The organism is Aminobacter sp. SR38 (assembly GCF_014843375.1).
In the GTDB taxonomy this organism is placed as follows: Bacteria; Pseudomonadota; Alphaproteobacteria; order Rhizobiales; family Rhizobiaceae; genus Aminobacter; species Aminobacter ciceronei.
On sequence record NZ_CP062112.1, the window covers coordinates 3176293 to 3192715 of the forward strand.

Genomic DNA, 16423 nt, shown 5'->3' on the forward strand with positions numbered 1-16423 from the left:
CCCGCGCGATCGACAATTCGCCTCTAAAGCGGCGAAGTTGGCAGAATTTCAACCTGATATGGTTAAAATAGGGTTTGCGTATGAAATTGTTGCAAAATTGTCTCAATAGGCCAACGTGCCGCGAGACTGGTAATTCGGTGATGTTTCCGCCATATAGGCCCCAAACAGCCGCGAGACTTACCGACCATGGCCATTGAGGCCCCTTTCGCCAAGATGAACGGGCTCGGCAACGACATTATCGTTGCCGACATGCGCGGTCGCGCGGACCGCGTTACGCCTGCCGCGGCGATTGCGCTTGCCGCCGATCCGGCGACCAAGTTCGACCAGATCATGGCGATCCACGACCCGCGCACCCCGGGCACCGTGAACTACATCGAGATCATCAACTCCGACGGCACCCATGCCCAGGCCTGCGGCAACGGCACGCGCTGCGTCGTCCAGGCGCTGGCCGCCGAGACCGGACAGAAGGTGTTCACCTTCGAGACTGTCGCCGGCATCCTCAATGCCGAAGAGCATGAGGACGGCTCGATCTCGGTCGACATGGGCATTCCCCGCTTCGGCTGGCAGGACATCCCGCTGGCGGAAGAATTCCGCGACACCCGCGCCATCGAGTTGCAGATCGGGCCGATTGACCAGCCTGTGCTGCATTCGCCCTCGGTCGCCTCGATGGGCAACCCGCACGCCATTTTCTGGGTCGACAACGACGTCTGGTCCTACGATCTCGACCGTTTCGGCCCGCTGCTCGAAAACCATCCGATCTTTCCCGAGCGTGCCAACATCTCGATCGCCCAGGTGACCTCGCCCGGGACGCTCAACCTGCGCACCTGGGAGCGTGGCGCCGGCCTGACCTTGGCTTGCGGTTCGGCCACCTGTGCTGCTGCCGTCTCAGCCGCGCGCACCGGCCGTACCGGCCGTAGCGTGACCGTCACCGTGCCGAGCGGCGGTACGCTTCAGATCGACTGGCGTAACGACGACCATGTCGTCATGACCGGTCCCGCCGAGTGGGAATTCTCCGGCAGCTTCAATCCGGCGACCGGCGCCTGGCGTCGCGATCAGCAGGACGTCGCCTGATGGCGGTCGACGTCGTAACTTTCGGCTGCCGCCTCAACACCTACGAATCCGAGGTGATGAAGCGCGAGGCCAAGGCCGCAGGCCTTGAAGAACTCAAGGGCGGCGCGGTCATATTCAACACCTGCGCAGTGACGAGCGAAGCGGTGCGCCAGGCCAAGCAGTCGATCCGCAAGGCGCGCCGCGAGAACCCTGACGCGCGCATCATCGTCACCGGCTGTGCCGCCCAGACCGACCCGGCGGCTTTTGCCGACATGGCCGAGGTCGACCTCGTGCTCGGCAACGAGGAAAAGCTCAAGGCGCACAATTACCTGGCGCTGCCGGACTTCGGCGTCAACGATTTCGAGAAGGCCCGCGTCAACGACATCTTTTCCGTGCGCGAGACGGCTGGCCACATGGTCGATGCCATCGAAGGCCGCGCACGCGCCTTCGTCCAGGTGCAGAACGGCTGCGACCATCGCTGCACCTTCTGCATCATTCCCTATGGCCGCGGCAATTCGCGCTCGGTGCCGATGGGCGCGGTGGTCGAGCAGATCAAGCGCCTGGCCGGCAACGGTTATGCCGAGGTGGTGCTGTCGGGCGTCGACATGACCAGCTATGGCGCCGACCTGCCGGGCGCGCCGCGACTGGGCAAGCTGGTCAAGACCATTCTGCGCCAGGTTCCCGACGTTCGCCGCCTGCGTCTCTCCTCGATCGATTCGATCGAGGCCGACGAGGACCTGCTCGAAGCGGTCGCTACCGAGAGCCGGCTGATGCCGCATCTGCATCTGTCGCTGCAGTCGGGCGACGACATGATCCTGAAGCGCATGAAGCGCCGCCACCTGCGCGACCAGTCGATCCAGTTCTGCGCCGATGTGCGCAAGCTTCGCCCCGACATTGTCTTCGGCGCCGACATCATTGCCGGTTTTCCGACCGAGACCGACGAGATGTTCGAGAATTCGATCCGCATCGTCGAGGAGTGTGGGTTGACCCATCTCCACGTTTTCCCGTTCAGCCCGCGAGAGGGCACGCCCGCCGCGCGCATGCCGCAGGTTCGTCGCGACATCGTCAAGCAGCGCGCCGCCCGCCTGCGCGCTGCCGGAGACGTCGCCTATACGAACCATCTCGAAAGCCTCAAGGGCTCGCGCCAGAAGGTGCTAGTCGAGCGCGAGGGGCTCGGCCGGACGGAAGGTTTTACGCTCGTTGCGATCGACAGGGGCACGGCGGGTGAAATCATGGAAGTCGACATCGCCGGACATGACGGCGAGCGGCTGACAGCGGCACCGGCCGCCGCGCGCGCGGCCTGACGAAAGCGACCGCATGGCATTCGGGTTCATCAAGAAAGTTTTCTCCTTCGGCAAGAAGGAGACTGTCGAGCAGCCGGCCGAGAACGAGGTTCTGCCGCCGCTGAATTTTGACGCTCTGGAAGCGTTGAAGCCGGCGGAAGAGGTGCCGGCCGCAGCGGAAACGCCTGTCGCTGGGGAGACACCGGCCGTTCCGATCGAAGAGCCGACGCCGGAGCCGGCTCCAGAAACGCCGCCGACGCCGCCAGTGGTGCCGGAGCCAAAGCCGGCCGAACAGCCGGTACCGGTCGAGCCCGGGCCGCAGCCCGTTCCGCCGGAAGAACCTGCTTTCGAGCCGGAAAAGCCAGCCGAACAGCCCGTGCCTGCGCCGAGCCCGGTCGAGCCGGAGCCAACGCCGGCGGAGGTTCCGCTGCCGCCGGTTGAGCCGTCCACGCCGGAGTTGCCCGAAGAAGTTCCGGCCCAGCCGGTGCCCTCTGCGCCCGAGCCGACAATGCGTGCCTCTGAAACGGAGCCGGTTGTCGAAGAGCCCGTCGTCGAGGCGCCTGCCCCTGTACCGCCGGAACCTGTGGCTGAACCACGTCCCGTCGAGCCAGTCGACGAGGAGCCTGCGCCGATCGCAGCCGAAGCGCCTGTGCCTGTGGCGATGGCGGCCGAGGAAGCGCAGCCGGTAGCCGCGCTGCGCGATGCCGTTTCCAAGCCTGCACCTGTTGTCGTTCCCGCTCCCGCTGAACCGGTACAGGCTTCCTCTGCGCCTGAGCCGAAACCCTCGGCCGGCAAGGTCACCGTCCAGAAGAAGGTCGAGCAGAAGGCCGAAATCGTCGAAGTGGCGGCGCCCGCGCCGCGCCAGAGCTGGTTCCAGCGCCTGCGCCAGGGCCTGTCGCGCTCATCCAAGGAACTGTCGGGCAACATTGCCGGCATCTTCACCAAGCGCAAGCTGGACGAAGACACGCTGCAGGACCTCGAAGACGTGCTGATCCGCGCCGATCTCGGCGTCGAGACCGCGCTTCGGGTCACCGACGCGCTGGCGGCGAGCCGCTATGGCAAGGACGTTTCCGACCACGAGGTCCGCTCGATCATGGCGGTCGAGGTCGAGAAGGTGCTGAAGCCGGTGGCGCTTCCGCTGGAGCTCGACCTGTCGCACAAGCCGCATGTCATCCTGGTCGTCGGCGTCAACGGCACCGGCAAGACCACCACCATCGGCAAGCTGGCCGCCAAGCTCACCGAAGGCGGGCTGTCTGTCATGCTCGCCGCCGGCGACACGTTCCGTGCCGCGGCCATCGAGCAGCTGAAGATCTGGGGTGAACGCACCAAGTCGCCCGTCATCGCCACCAAGCTCGGCGCTGATGCCGCCGGTCTCGCCTACGATGCGTTCGAGCAGGCCAAGGCCGCCGGATCCGACGTGCTGATCATCGATACCGCCGGCCGCCTGCAGAACAAGGCCGAGCTGATGGCCGAGCTCGAAAAGATCGTGCGTGTTCTCGGCAAGCTCGATCCCGAAGCCCCGCACACGGTGCTGCAGACTGTCGATGCCACCACCGGCCAGAACGCGCTCAATCAGGTCGAGATCTTCCGCAATGTCGCAGGTGTGAACGGGCTGGTGATGACAAAGCTCGACGGTACGGCGCGCGGCGGTATTTTGGTCGCAATCGCCGCCAAACATAAGCTGCCGGTCTATTTCATCGGCGTCGGCGAGCAGGTCGACGATCTCGAACCCTTTTCGGCAAGCGATTTCGCCAAGGCGATCGCAGGAGTCGCCTGATCCATGAATGCACCTATCCTCGAACGCGATCCGTCGGACCCGAAAACCAAGAAGGAAGACGTCAGCCCGCTGCTCAAGCTGGCGCTGGAGCTCGGGCCGCTGGTCGTGTTCTTCTTCGCCAACGCGCGCGGCGAGTGGCTGGCGTCGCACTTCCCGATACTGGCAGAGCTTGGCAAGCCGATCTTCGTCGCCACAGGCCTCTTCATGGTTGCCACGGCGGTTGCGCTGGCGGCTTCCTGGCTGCTGACCCGCTCGCTGCCGATCATGCCACTGGTCTCGGGCGTCGTTGTCTTCATATTCGGCGCGCTGACGCTCTATCTGCAGAACGACATCTTCATCAAGATGAAGCCAACGATCATCAATTCGCTTTTCGGTGTCGTGCTACTGGGTGGCCTTGTCTTCGGCAAGTCGTTGCTTGGCTATGTTTTTGCATCGGCCTTTCGCCTCGATGCCGAAGGCTGGCGCAAGCTGACCTTCCGCTGGGGCCTGTTCTTCCTGTTTCTTGCTCTGGTCAACGAGGTTGTTTGGCGGTCCTTTACGACCGACACCTGGGTGGCTTTCAAGGTCTGGGGCATCATGCCGATAACCTTGCTCTTCACTTTCAGCCAGATGCCGCTCATCATGCGCCATTCGTTGGAAGACCATAAGTAAGAGGGCATCATGGAGTTCATCACCGACCGCGAGGCGTTGCGTCAACATTATCGCGCGCCGGGTGATGGCGCCGTGCGCAAGGAGCTCCGCCGCCTCGACCATCACGCCAAGGGCTTCCTGGCGCGCAGCCCGTTCGTGCTTATCGGTTCGTCCGACGACAAGGGCAACGCCGACGTCACGCCCAAGGGCGACAAGCCGGGTTTCGTCGCCATCCTCGACGATGCCACCATCGCCATTCCCGACCGGCCCGGCAACAACAGGCTCGACACGCTGGAAAACGTCATCGTCAATCCCGCTGTCGGCCTGCTGTTCCTGATACCGGGCATGAACGAGACACTGCGTATCAATGGCGATGCGCGCCTGACCGCCGATCCGGCGTTGTGCGAACGGCTCGCCGCCGAAGGCAAGCTGCCGGTCACCGTCATGGTGGTTGCGATCAAGGCTGTCTACATGCATTGCGCCAAGGCGTTCATGCGTTCCGAGCTGTGGGTATCAGGCACATGGCCCGACCGCACCAGCCTGCCTACGCTCGGCCAGATCCTCCGCGACCAGCTGGTGCTCGCCGACAATGCCGAGACGCTCGACCGCTCGCTGGACGAGTCCTATCGCAAGAGCATGTGGTAGCTTTCGCCGGACACGAATCGTCCGACGCTGGCGGCCTTGCCTTGATCAATATTCTCGCCCTTTCCGGCAGCCAGCGGGCTGCCTCTACCAACACTGCGCTTGTTGTCGCCCTGGCGCGCAATGCGCCACCGGGATGCCATGTCAGCGTCTATGACGGGCTTGGCCACCTGCCGATTTTCAATCCCGATGACGAGGGTGAACGCACACCGCAGGAGGTGACGGCGCTCATCGCTGCCGTTACGCGAGCCGACGGAGTGATCGTCTCTTGTCCTGAATACGCCCATGGGGTGCCGGGCGGACTGAAGAATGCGCTGGACTGGCTGGTTTCACGTGACGCCGTCGTCGGCAAGCCGGCGATGCAGGTTCATGCCTCGCCGCGGTCGCAATTTGCCCGCGCTGCCCTTGCCGAGATCATGAGAACAATGTCCTTCGACCTTTTTGACGGGCAAGACCTGACCATTACGCTGCTCGGCAAGAGACCGCAGGAGATGGACGAGATCCTTGCTGACGCGGCTAGCATCGCATTGATGCGGGACAGGTTGGCGGCGTTTTCCAGTTTTGTTTGCACTCGTTAACTCGTTATGCGCGCCGTGCATTGCTGCGTTGCAGCATCTTATTTTGCAGCGCAACGGTTCCTATGTCATGTTCGGATCGATCAGGGAGGTCGGTTCAAGCCGCATCGGGCGGCAGACGAAAGGAACGCAAGATGTTGTTCGACAACCTTCTGACCCGCGCGCGCCAGAGCGCCGCCAAGCGCAAGCAGTACAAGCGCCTTGTTGCCGAAATCGACGGCTTCTCGAGCCGCGACCTGGCCGATATGCGCGCCGACCGCAGCGAGATGCTGTTCCAGGCCTACAAGCAGGTCTACGGCTGATTCCTAGCCAGAAATGTCCGGCCGGCTTTTGACCGGCCGTTGCGACAAGGCGCCAGGGGCTCCCGCAAGGGATGCCGCAAGCGCCTTTTTCGTTTCCAGCATCGTGGGCTCCGCGGTGGCCTCAGTGCACCGGCATCGTCGCAGTCGCGCGGCCATGCGACCGCTTCAGCCAGTAGCCGAAGATCGCTGCGGTGATGAAGGCGATCAGCCCGTAGATCGCTGCCGGAACCGCCATTGTCGCGTTGTTGAGCAGCAGCGGGCTCAGCGCGATGGCGATTGCCAGCGTGCCGTTGTGGATGCCGATCTCCATGCCGATCGCGGTGGCCTGCCGTTTTTCGACGCCGGCGGCGCGGGGCACGAAATAGCCGACGCCAAGGCTGACGAGGTTGAAGGCAAGGGCTGCCAGGCCGACGATCGGTCCCCAGGCCTTGAGTGTTTCCCATTCCTGCACGAGCGCCACGGCAACCACGGCGAACAGGAACAGCATCGAGAAGATCTTCACCGGCCGCGCCATGCGTTCGGCGAAATCAGGGAAGCGGCTGCGCAGCCACATGCCGATCAGCACGGGGCCGAGCACGATGACGAACACCTGCATCACCTTGGCGAATTGCAGCGGGATGGCCTGGTCGCCCGACATGAAATGCATCAGCGACCAGTTGACGATCAGCGGCAGCGTCACGATCGACAGCGCCGAATTGATCGCCGTCAGCGTGATGTTGAGCGCCACGTCGCCGTCGGCCAGGTGGCTGTAGAGATTGGCTGAGGTGCCGCCGGGGCTTGCCGCCAAAAGCATCATGCCCACAGCCAATGCCGGTTCGAGGCCGAAGACGTAGACCAGCCCGAGACACGCAAGCGGCAGGATGACGGTCTGGCAGAGCAGCGCCACGATCACCGCCTTGGGCTTTTGCAGGACGTTGCGAAAATCCTCCGTCGTCAGCGACAGGCCGAGGCCGAGCATGATGACGCCGAGCGCGAGCGGCAGAAAAATGATGAGCGCGGAACTGTCTTGCATTGACGTCTCCCCCAACAGCCACCGGTCGCGCCCTCACGGCGCGCCTCTCCCCAGCGGTTGTATGAAAACGTAGTTGAAATCTTGATGATTCGCACGTGGTGCGCGAGCCGGCCCCGATCCGGTCTATTGCGCCGCCAGTGCCTTCTCGATTTCGGGCATGAGTGTCGTGCTCACCGCCTCCGGCGACAGCGGTCCGACATGCTTGAATGCAACCTTGCCGTCCTTGCCCAGAAGGAAGGTCTCCGGCACGCCATAGACACCCCAGTCGATCGCCGTGCGGCCGTTCTGGTCGACGCCGATCGCTTTGTAGGGGCTGCCGAGGTCGCCGAGAAAACGACGGGCATTCTCGGGCTTGTCCTTGTAGTTCAAGCCGGCGATGGAAAAGCGCGGGTCCTTCGACAGTTCGAGCAGCACCGGGTGTTCCTCGCGGCATGGCGCGCACCACGACGCCCAGACATTGACCAGCGTGACCTTGCCGGCGAAGTCGGCTGAGTTCAGCCCGGGAACCTGCATGCCTTCGAGCGGCGGCAGGTCTGTCTCTGGCGCCATCTGGCCGATCAGCGCCGAGGGCACCGCGGTGAGGTCGCGGCCGGACAGCAGCTGCGCCAGAAACAGGCCGGCGAGGCCCATGAAAATCAGCAGCGGCAGCAGAACCATAAGCCTGCGAGGCCGCGCCGTCGGCTTCTGGCTGTCGGTGCTCATGCCTTGGCCTTGTCCGAGCGACGGCGATGGCCGGCGGCCTCAAGTTCGGCCATCTCGCGCTTGCGCGCGCGCTGGTCGGCAAGAATCCACAGCACCAGTCCGACGATGGCAATCGCCGAAACGGCATATGCCGCGGTGACATAGAGGGCATGCGCGCTCATCGGGCACCCTGGCAAGACGTGGTCATGTCGCTGTTTCCGAGCATGTCATTCACTTAGCGGCGAGGCTGCCGCTGCGCAATCGGACGCCGCGCCGCACCGTTGCGGTTGAAGGAAACGTGATCAGTCGGTGCCCGAGCGAAGCGCAACCGCCGCCGCCAATGGGCCGATGACGGCGAGGAACATCGTCAATGCGCAAAGAATCAGGAACGGCGGGGTGAACGGGTCGGGGTCGTTGACAGCACCGTAGCTTGCTGTGACGCCGAAGATCAGCACCGGGATGACCAGCGGCAGCACCAGCACCGAGATCAGCAGCCCGCCCCGCGGCAGGGCGACGGTGACGGCGGCACCCGTCGCGCCGATGAAGACGATGGCCGGCGTGCCGACGAGCAAGGTGAGTGCCGCGGCCCCGATGCCGATGAGCTCCATGTTCATGAACAGGCCAAGCAGGGGGGCTGCGATGACCAGAGGCAACACGCTTGCTGTCCAGTGCGCCAGGCATTTGACCAGCACCGTCAGCGCCAGCATGTGGCGGTCGGCATTGAGCACCAGAAGATCGAGCGAGCCGTCCTCGCGGTCGGCCTGGAACAGCCGGTCGAGGCCGAGCAGGCTGGCCAGCAGCGCGCCGATCCAGAGAATTGCCGGGCCGATGCGGGCAAGCAGGTTGAGATCGGGCCCGACGCCGAAGGGGATGGTGACGATGACGGCGAGGAAAAACAGCACGCCCGTCAAGGCGCCACCGCCGGCGCGGACGCCCATGCGTAGGTCGCGAAGGTAGAGGGCTAGCATGGGAGCTGCCTTCCGTCGATCTGTTCGGAGAGGTGGCGTTCTTTGCCACCCCCCTCTGTCCTGCCGGCCATCTCCCCGGCAAGGGGGGAGATCACGCAGTGGGCTGGCCATTGCCAATCGCCAATGTTGCAGAAGGGGCGTCGAGGTCGAAGCCGCCAATCTCCCCCCATGCGGGGGAGATGGCCGGCAGGACAGAGGGGGGTGGGAAGAAGGGCAGCGTTTTCAGACATGCACCCGCCCCATCTCCAGCGCCTTCACCCCCTCCAGCCCAAGCGGCAGATGGGTCGCGGCGACGACGATTCCGCCCGCCGCGCAATGATCCCGCATCAGCCCTGCCAAGCGCGCGTCGGACGCCTTGTCGAGACCTGCAGTCGGCTCGTCGAGCAGCCAGACCGGGCGGTGGCTAATGAGCAGCTTGGCGATCGCGGCACGGCGCTTCTGGCCGGTGGAGAGGTAGCCGAAGGGCAGGTGGCTGAGGCCGCCGAGGCCGACATCGTCCAGGGCGTCAGCAATGCCCAGCTTTCCACTGCCCGCAAAGCTCTGCCAGAATTCGAGATTCTCGCGAACCGTCAATGCGGCCTTCATTGCGTTCTGATGACCGAGATAGTGGCAGGCTGCGGCAACGGTCGGAAACTCCTCGCCGCCGCCCTCGATGCCGATTCGTCCCGATGCATGCGGCAAAAGCCCGGCGATGACGCGCAGCAGGGTCGACTTGCCCGAACCGTTGGGGCCGGTGACGATCAGCGCCTCGCCGTTCTCCAGCGTGAAGCCGATGTCTTCGAAAACCGGCTCGCCACCCCGTTCACCGCTGAGATTTTCGGCGATCAGCCGCATTCTTCCCCCGTCGCCGAAACCATCTCGCTGCCGCTTTGCGTCGCAGCAAAATAGGCGAATCTCCGTCTAGAACTATTCCAATAAATTCTCTATATGCCACTCGACCATGCCAGCGGTCGGCATGGAAACAGAATTTGCGCCGAACCAGCGCACGCGCCGCCTTGAACGGCTCGGGTTGCTTGGGACCGGACAGCGGAAATGGCCGTACCCGCACCTTTGCGCGTGATTGCATGCCCATCGGAGTCCGTTCCCTTTCAGGCTGAACAGACAAGGATGGATCGCACGTGTCCAAATCACTCGACAGTTTCAATTGCCGCCGCACGCTCACCGCTGCAGGCACGGACTATGTCTATTACAGCCTCATCGAGGCCGAAAAGAACGGCCTGACCGGCATCTCGCAGCTGCCCTATTCGATGAAGGTGCTGCTGGAAAACCTGCTGCGCAACGAAGACGGCCGCACCGTCACCAAGGACGCCATCCAGGCGGTTGCCGGCTGGCTTGTCGACAAGGGCACCGCCGGCGTCGAGATCGCCTACCGCCCGGCCCGCGTGCTGATGCAGGACTTCACCGGCGTTCCGGCCGTCGTCGACCTTGCCGCCATGCGTGACGGTATCAAGACCCTGGGCGGCGACCCTGAGAAGATCAACCCGCTGGTTCCGGTCGACCTCGTCATCGACCACTCGGTCATCGTCGACGAATTCGGCACTCCGCTGGCCTTCGCCCGCAACGTCGAGCTCGAATATGAGCGCAATGAAGAGCGCTACAAGTTCCTGAAGTGGGGCCAGCAGGCGTTCCGCAACTTCCGCGTCGTGCCGCCCGGCACCGGCATCTGCCACCAGGTCAACCTCGAATACCTCGCCCAGACGGTCTGGACCAACACCGAGGACGGCGTGACGACCGCCTATCCCGACACCTGCGTCGGCACCGATTCGCACACCACCATGGTCAATGGCCTCGGCGTGCTGGGCTGGGGCGTCGGCGGCATCGAGGCTGAGGCCGCGATGCTCGGCCAGCCGGTCTCGATGCTTCTGCCCGAGGTCATCGGCTTCCGCCTGACCGGCAAGCTCAAGGAAGGCGTCACCGCCACCGACCTGGTGCTGACCGTCACCCAGATGCTGCGCAAGAAGGGCGTCGTCGGCAAGTTCGTCGAGTTCTTCGGCCCCGGCCTGTCCAACATGACGCTGGCCGACCGTGCCACCATCGGCAACATGGCGCCGGAATATGGCGCGACCTGCGGCTTCTTCCCGGTCGATTCCGAGACCATTCGCTATCTCAACATGTCGGGCCGCGCCGAAAACCGCATTGCGCTGGTCGAGGAGTTCTCCAAGGCGCAGGGCATGTGGCGCGACGCTTCGTCGGCCGATCCTGTCTTCACCGACCTGCTCGAGCTCGACATGGCGTCAGTCGTTCCATCGATGGCCGGCCCGAAGCGTCCCGAAGGCCGCATCCCGCTCGAAGGCATCGCCTCGGGCTTCGCGACCGCGCTCGAAGCCGAGTACAAGAAGACCGTCGACACCGCCAAGCGTTATGCGGTCGAGGGTGAAAAGTTCGACCTCGGCCATGGCGACGTGGTGATCGCTGCGATCACCTCCTGCACCAACACCTCGAACCCGAGCGTGCTGATCGGCGCCGGCCTTCTGGCCCGCAATGCCAACCGCATCGGCCTCAAGCAGAAGCCGTGGGTGAAGACCTCGCTGGCTCCCGGTTCGCAGGTGGTTGCCGAGTATCTCGAGAAGTCGGGCCTGCAGAAGGAGCTCGACCAGATCGGCTTCAACCTCGTCGGCTTCGGCTGCACGACCTGCATCGGCAACTCCGGCCCGCTGCCGGCGCCGATCTCCAAGACCATCAACGACAAGGGCCTGATCGGTGCGGCCGTGCTCTCGGGCAACCGCAACTTCGAAGGCCGCGTGTCGCCCGACGTGCAGGCCAACTATCTGGCCTCGCCGCCGTTGGTGGTCGCTTACGCGCTCGCCGGCACTGTGACCCTGGACCTGACCTCCGAGCCGATCGGCGAGGACCGTGACGGTAAGCCGGTGTTCCTGAAGGACATCTGGCCGACCAATGTCGAGATCGAGCAGTTCATCGCCGAGAACGTCACCCGCGAGCTGTTTGCCCGCAAATATGCCGACGTCTTCAAGGGCGACGAGAATTGGCAGAACGTCAAGGCGCCGGAAGGCCAGACCTACGCCTGGGACGACAAGTCGACCTATGTGCAGAACCCGCCCTACTTCGTCGGCATGGGGTCGAAGCCCGGTCAGATCGGCAAGATCGAGGGCGCACGTGTGCTCGGCCTGTTCGGTGACAAGATCACCACCGACCACATCTCGCCGGCCGGTTCGATCAAGGCGGCTTCGCCCGCCGGCAAGTACCTGACCGACAACGGCGTCGGCGTTGCCGACTTCAACCAGTACGGCACGCGTCGTGGCAACCACGAAGTGATGATGCGCGGCACGTTTGCCAACATCCGCATCCGCAACCACATGCTGGGCGAGAACGGTCGCGAGGGTGGCTACACCTTCCACTATCCGTCCAAGGAAGAGATGCCGATCTACGATGCCGCCATGCAGTATCGTAGCGAAGGTACGCCGCTGGTGATTTTCGCCGGCGTCGAGTACGGCAACGGCTCATCGCGTGACTGGGCTGCCAAGGGCACCAACCTGCTCGGCGTTCGCGCCGTCATCGCCCAGTCGTTCGAGCGTATCCACCGCTCGAACCTGGTCGGCATGGGCGTGATCCCCTTCACCTTCGAAGAGGGCACCAGCTGGAAGACGCTTGGCCTCAAGGGTGACGAGCAGGTGACGATCGACGGCCTCGAGACGATCAAGCCGCGCCAGAAGATGGTGGCCAAGATCACCTTCGCCGACGGTTCGGTGAAGGACGTTCCGATCCTCTGCCGCATCGATACCCTTGATGAACTCGACTACTTCAAGAACGGCGGCATCCTGCAGTACGTCCTGCGCGACCTCGCCGCGTAAGTTCTCGACGCGATTCATGTGAAACAAACCGCCGGGGCGAAAGCTCCGGCGGTTTTTTGCAGGTGCTGTTTGCAATAGACGTGTTCTCGGTCCGGGGGCGCCGGGCAAGAGCCACTGGCCGCCAGATGGGTCGGCGACGCCATCGGCTGCAGTTTCTGGATGTTCATGGGCCGGATCGTGCTCGACGCCGATTGCAGCGGTCTTGCCGGTGGCCTCATCGCGGCGGGCAGCATCGAGCCATGCCGCGTGTCTCTGACCCTTCTCAGCCTTCCCCATGTGCCGCTCTGTGCGGCCTGCCGCCGTCCCGTAGTGCAAGGGTTTCATGCGCAGGATCGGCAACTTGTCCCATGGTACTACGTCTTTGCATTCCCGATGCAGCAGATGACGGTTGCGCGCCCAGGGCGGTGGCTGAGCGTGATCGTGGTGCCCATAAAGCTTAATCTTCGGTGTCATGATCCTTCGCACCCCCCTCTGGCCTGCCGGCCATCTCCCCCACAAGGAGGGAGATTAGTCGCTCCGCCGGCGGCCCTCATCCCGCGATGCTGATGGATCAGGCTTGCGGCCTTTGTCGCTTGGCCGAGGCGCCGATGACGGCCTGATCTCCCCCCTTGTGGGGGAGATGGCCGGCAGGCCAGAGGGGGTGGGAGGGGAATAAGAGGCTGGGGGAAAGCGTCAACAAGCGAAAGATGCCCGGCAGGGCAGAGGGGGGGGGGGTGCGAAGGAACGAGACGATGGAAACCAAGCCTGCGGCATCGCCAGAGCGTGAAGGCGTGAGGATCCTATCCCGCTCTCTTCCGTAGGCCCCGCCAAAACGAAGGTCAGGCCGTCATCGACGCTCCGGTCTACTTCGATCCTTCGCCAAGGTCGTAGAGATACATCACAAACGTCTCCGCCGGTTCGGCCGGCTCCCTGCGGCTGTCGTAGAGGGCACGGGCGGGGAGGTTGTCGGGTTCGGTGCCGAGCCAGGCTTCCGCACAGCCGGCTTCGCGGCCGGCGGCGAAGAGCGCGTCCATCAGCAGGTTGGCGATGCCGCGGCGCTGCCAGGCCGGCGCGACGCCGACCTCGTCGACATAGAGCTCCGACGGCTTGTCGACGTGGTGGTGGATCATGCCGGCTGCCTGCGCCACAACCTGGCCATCATCGAGGGCGACGAAGAGCAGATGGCCCGGGGAGGCGAGACAGGCCTTCAGGCGGAGCGGGTCGACCCGCTCGTCGAAGACGTCTGCGGCGACGGTGTCGAGCAGGCGTTCGTCGCCGGGACCCAGTCTGCGGATCTCGATGGGAGGCATCGTTCTCTTCACCATTTCTTCGTAAAGTCGTCACAAAACTTTGACGTTTACGTAAATCCCGTTGTTTCTAACCGATTGAAAAAGTTGAGGTCAAAATAATCGGTTGAATTATTTTGGCCATGGAGCTATTGCGAGCCGCTATTTCTGGCTGCATTTCCGCGGCCTCTCTGGCCCAAACCTAATCCACCCCGCCGCCACGGCGTCGTTACAGGCAAAGGGAAATTCCTTCATGGCACGCAACAAGATAGCCCTCATCGGCTCCGGCATGATTGGCGGCACGCTCGCCCATATGGTTGGCCTCAAGGACCTCGGCGACGTGGTCATGTTCGATATTGCCGAAGGCATCCCGCAGGGTAAAGGTCTCGATATCGCGCAATCCTCGACGGTCGACGGCTTCGACTCGCGCTACACCGGCGTCAACGACTATGCCGGCATCGAGGGTGCCGACGTCTGCATCGTCACCGCCGGCGTGCCGCGCAAGCCCGGCATGAGCCGCGACGACCTGCTCGGCATCAACCTCAAGGTCATGGAACAGGTCGGCGCCGGCATCAAGAAGTATGCCCCGAAGGCCTTCGTCATCTGCATCACCAACCCGCTCGACGCCATGGTGTGGGCGTTGCAGAAGTTTTCGGGCCTGCCCAAGAGCCACGTCGTCGGCATGGCCGGCGTGCTCGACTCGGCGCGTTTCCGCTACTTCCTGTCGGAAGAGTTCAAGGTTTCGGTCGAAGACGTCTCGGCGATGACGCTGGGCGGCCACGGCGACGACATGGTGCCGATGGTGCGCTATTCGACCGTTGCCGGCATTCCGCTGCCGGACCTGGTCAAGATGGGCTGGACCAGCCAGGACAAGCTCGACGCCATCGTCGAGCGCACCCGCAAGGGCGGCGGCGAGATCGTCGGCCTGCTCAAGACCGGCTCGGCCTACTACGCGCCGGCCTCGTCGGCGATCCAGATGGCCGAAGCCTATCTCAAGGACAAGAAGCGCGTGCTGCCCTGCGCGACGCACCTGTCGGGCCAGTATGGCGTCAAGGACATGTATGTCGGCGTTCCCGTGGTGATCGGCGCCGGTGGCGTCGAGCGCATCATCGAGCTCGACTTCAACAAGGCCGAGCAGAAGATGTTCGAGAAGTCGGTCGAAGCGGTGAAGGGTCTGTGCGAGGCCTGCGTCGCCATCGCGCCGAACCTCGCCAAGAAGTAAGGGACAACGGGCATGAACATCCACGAGTATCAGGGCAAGCAATTGCTCAAGGGTTTCGGTGCTCCCGTCGCTGACGGCGTGCCGGTGTTCAAGATCGAGGAAGCCGAAGCTGCCGCCAAGGCGCTGCCGGGCCCGCTCTACGTCGTGAAGAGCCAGATCCACGCCGGCGGCCGCGGCAAGGGCAAATTCAAGGAACTGCCCGCCGACGCCAAGGGCGGCGTGCGTCTCGCCAAGTCGGTCGACGAGGTCGTGGCGTTTGCCAAGGAAATGCTCGGCAACACGCTGGTGACCAAGCAGACCGGTCCGGCCGGCAAGCAGGTCAACCGCCTCTACATCGAGGACGGCGCCGACATCGACCGCGAGCTGTATCTGTCGATCCTCGTCGACCGTTCGGTCGGCCGCATCGCCTTCGTGGTTTCGACCGAGGGCGGCATGGACATCGAGGCTGTCGCCCACGACACGCCGGAGAAGATCATCACCGTTGCGATCGACCCGGAAAAGGGCGTGACGGCTGACGACCTCAAGGCGCTGAATTCGGCGCTGAAGCTTTCGGGCGAGGCGGCCAAGGACGGCGAGAGCCTGTTCCCGATCCTCTACATGGCGTTTGTCGAGAAGGACATGAGCCTGCTCGAGGTCAATCCGCTGATCGTCATGAAGAATGGCCGCCTGCGCGTGCTCGATGCCAAGGTGTCGTTCGACAACAATGCGCTGTTCCGCCACGCCGACGTGCTCGAGCTGCGCGACACCACCGAAGAGGACGCCAAGGAGATCGAGGCGTCGAAATACGACCTCGCTTATGTGGCGCTCGACGGCAACATCGGCTGCATGGTCAACGGCGCCGGCCTGGCCATGGCGACGATGGACATCATCAAGCTCTACGGTGCCGAGCCTGCCAACTTCCTCGACGTCGGCGGCGGCGCTTCCAAGGAGAAGGTGACGGCGGCGTTCAAGATCATCACCGCCGATCCGGCTGTCGAAGGCATCCTGGTCAACATCTTCGGCGGCATCATGAAGTGCGACGTCATTGCCGAGGGCGTGATCGCGGCGGTCAAGGAAGTCGGCCTCAAGGTTCCGCTGGTTGTGCGCCTCGAAGGCACCAATGTCGAGCTGGGCAAGAAGATCATCAACGAGAGCGGGCTGAACGTCATCTCGGCCGACGACCTCGACGACGCGGCGAAGAAGATCGTCGCTGCGGTGAAGGGGTAGT

General features: G+C 63.8%; 16 protein-coding genes. 10 read left to right on the forward strand and 6 right to left on the reverse strand.

Annotated features, from left to right (window positions below; all coding sequences use genetic code 11):
* The first annotated feature begins 186 nt into the window (after positions 1 to 186).
* The 7 genes from dapF (at position 187) to IG197_RS15520 (ending at position 6259) form a co-directional block, all read left to right on the forward strand.
* Positions 187 to 1071 carry a diaminopimelate epimerase gene (gene dapF / locus IG197_RS15490; protein ID WP_067956046.1) on the forward strand — a complete coding sequence of 295 codons (885 nt, stop codon included), beginning with the start codon at positions 187 to 189 and terminating at the stop codon, positions 1069 to 1071.
* A complete protein-coding gene (gene mtaB, locus IG197_RS15495; protein ID WP_192313106.1) occupies positions 1071 to 2354 on the forward strand; it encodes a tRNA (N(6)-L-threonylcarbamoyladenosine(37)-C(2))-methylthiotransferase MtaB in 1284 nt (427 codons plus the stop codon). The genes dapF and mtaB overlap by 1 nt, the downstream gene beginning before the upstream one ends.
* 13 nt (positions 2355 to 2367) lie before the next feature.
* Positions 2368 to 4110 carry a signal recognition particle-docking protein FtsY gene (gene ftsY / locus IG197_RS15500; protein WP_192313107.1) on the forward strand — a complete coding sequence of 581 codons (1743 nt, stop codon included), beginning with the start codon at positions 2368 to 2370 and terminating at the stop codon, positions 4108 to 4110.
* A gap of 3 nt (positions 4111 to 4113) precedes the next feature.
* A complete protein-coding gene (locus tag IG197_RS15505; RefSeq protein WP_067956052.1) occupies positions 4114 to 4761 on the forward strand; it encodes a septation protein A in 648 nt (215 codons plus the stop codon).
* A 9-nt stretch (positions 4762 to 4770) separates the two neighbouring features.
* Complete coding sequence (locus IG197_RS15510) at positions 4771 to 5385, forward strand: pyridoxamine 5'-phosphate oxidase family protein (protein WP_192313109.1); 615 nt, start codon at positions 4771 to 4773, stop codon at positions 5383 to 5385.
* Positions 5386 to 5426: 41 nt separating this feature from the next.
* Positions 5427 to 5960 carry an NADPH-dependent FMN reductase gene (locus IG197_RS15515; protein WP_192313112.1) on the forward strand — a complete coding sequence of 178 codons (534 nt, stop codon included), beginning with the start codon at positions 5427 to 5429 and terminating at the stop codon, positions 5958 to 5960.
* A 131-nt stretch (positions 5961 to 6091) separates the two neighbouring features.
* Complete coding sequence (locus IG197_RS15520) at positions 6092 to 6259, forward strand: hypothetical protein (RefSeq protein WP_154386754.1); 168 nt, start codon at positions 6092 to 6094, stop codon at positions 6257 to 6259.
* Between the two features lie 121 nt (positions 6260 to 6380).
* Here the strand turns inward: IG197_RS15520 and IG197_RS15525 are convergent, their stop codons facing one another.
* From IG197_RS15525 to ccmA, 5 genes are all read right to left on the reverse strand, one after another.
* Entirely contained in the window at positions 6381 to 7271 is an 891-nt protein-coding gene (locus tag IG197_RS15525) for a bile acid:sodium symporter family protein (protein WP_067956066.1), read from the reverse strand.
* Between the two features lie 123 nt (positions 7272 to 7394).
* Entirely contained in the window at positions 7395 to 7973 is a 579-nt protein-coding gene (locus IG197_RS15530) for a DsbE family thiol:disulfide interchange protein (protein ID WP_192313115.1), read from the reverse strand.
* The gene (ccmD, locus tag IG197_RS15535) at positions 7970 to 8134 is read right to left on the reverse strand and encodes a heme exporter protein CcmD (RefSeq protein WP_067956069.1); all 165 of its coding nucleotides are present in this window, start codon (positions 8132 to 8134) and stop codon (positions 7970 to 7972) included. Before ccmD ends, IG197_RS15530 begins: the two co-directional genes overlap by 4 nt.
* Positions 8135 to 8254: 120 nt before the next feature.
* The gene (gene ccmB, locus IG197_RS15540; protein WP_067956070.1) at positions 8255 to 8920 is read right to left on the reverse strand and encodes a heme exporter protein CcmB; all 666 of its coding nucleotides are present in this window, start codon (positions 8918 to 8920) and stop codon (positions 8255 to 8257) included.
* Between the two features lie 222 nt (positions 8921 to 9142).
* On the reverse strand, positions 9143 to 9754 hold the full coding sequence (gene ccmA / locus IG197_RS15545) for a heme ABC exporter ATP-binding protein CcmA (RefSeq protein ID WP_067956074.1): 612 nt from the start codon (positions 9752 to 9754) through the stop codon (positions 9143 to 9145).
* Positions 9755 to 10038: 284 nt separating this feature from the next.
* On the opposite strand from ccmA, the gene acnA reads away from it, so the two are divergent.
* On the forward strand, positions 10039 to 12729 hold the full coding sequence (acnA, locus tag IG197_RS15550; RefSeq protein WP_192313118.1) for an aconitate hydratase AcnA: 2691 nt from the start codon (positions 10039 to 10041) through the stop codon (positions 12727 to 12729).
* An 842-nt stretch (positions 12730 to 13571) separates the two neighbouring features.
* On the opposite strand, the gene IG197_RS15555 is transcribed toward acnA, so the two are convergent.
* Positions 13572 to 14018, reverse strand: a complete 447-nt coding sequence (locus IG197_RS15555; RefSeq protein WP_246765157.1) for a GNAT family N-acetyltransferase — start codon at positions 14016 to 14018, stop codon at positions 13572 to 13574.
* Positions 14019 to 14247: 229 nt separating this feature from the next.
* Between IG197_RS15555 and mdh the strand changes: the two genes are divergently transcribed.
* Together mdh and sucC are read left to right on the forward strand one after the other, a co-directional pair.
* Complete coding sequence (mdh, locus tag IG197_RS15560; RefSeq protein ID WP_115730173.1) at positions 14248 to 15216, forward strand: malate dehydrogenase; 969 nt, start codon at positions 14248 to 14250, stop codon at positions 15214 to 15216.
* A gap of 12 nt (positions 15217 to 15228) precedes the next feature.
* Positions 15229 to 16422: an ADP-forming succinate--CoA ligase subunit beta gene (sucC, locus tag IG197_RS15565; protein WP_192313124.1), complete on the forward strand. Its 1194-nt coding sequence runs from the start codon at positions 15229 to 15231 to the stop codon at positions 16420 to 16422.
* The last annotated feature ends 1 nt before the right edge of the window (position 16423 follow it).

Coding starts and splice junctions, on each gene's coding strand:
- dapF (WP_067956046.1), top strand. CDS start 187: ATGGCCATTGAGGCCCCTTTCGCCAAGATGAACGGGCTCGGCAACGAC.
- mtaB (WP_192313106.1), top strand. CDS start 1,071: ATGGCGGTCGACGTCGTAACTTTCGGCTGCCGCCTCAACACCTACGAA.
- ftsY (WP_192313107.1), top strand. CDS start 2,368: ATGGCATTCGGGTTCATCAAGAAAGTTTTCTCCTTCGGCAAGAAGGAG.
- IG197_RS15505 (WP_067956052.1), top strand. CDS start 4,114: ATGAATGCACCTATCCTCGAACGCGATCCGTCGGACCCGAAAACCAAG.
- IG197_RS15510 (WP_192313109.1), top strand. CDS start 4,771: ATGGAGTTCATCACCGACCGCGAGGCGTTGCGTCAACATTATCGCGCG.
- IG197_RS15520 (WP_154386754.1), top strand. CDS start 6,092: ATGTTGTTCGACAACCTTCTGACCCGCGCGCGCCAGAGCGCCGCCAAG.
- IG197_RS15525 (WP_067956066.1), bottom strand. CDS start 7,271: ATGCAAGACAGTTCCGCGCTCATCATTTTTCTGCCGCTCGCGCTCGGC.
- IG197_RS15530 (WP_192313115.1), bottom strand. CDS start 7,973: ATGAGCACCGACAGCCAGAAGCCGACGGCGCGGCCTCGCAGGCTTATG.
- ccmD (WP_067956069.1), bottom strand. CDS start 8,134: ATGAGCGCGCATGCCCTCTATGTCACCGCGGCATATGCCGTTTCGGCG.
- ccmB (WP_067956070.1), bottom strand. CDS start 8,920: ATGCTAGCCCTCTACCTTCGCGACCTACGCATGGGCGTCCGCGCCGGC.
- ccmA (WP_067956074.1), bottom strand. CDS start 9,754: ATGCGGCTGATCGCCGAAAATCTCAGCGGTGAACGGGGTGGCGAGCCG.
- IG197_RS15555 (WP_246765157.1), bottom strand. CDS start 14,018: ATGCCTCCCATCGAGATCCGCAGACTGGGTCCCGGCGACGAACGCCTG.
- mdh (WP_115730173.1), top strand. CDS start 14,248: ATGGCACGCAACAAGATAGCCCTCATCGGCTCCGGCATGATTGGCGGC.
- sucC (WP_192313124.1), top strand. CDS start 15,229: ATGAACATCCACGAGTATCAGGGCAAGCAATTGCTCAAGGGTTTCGGT.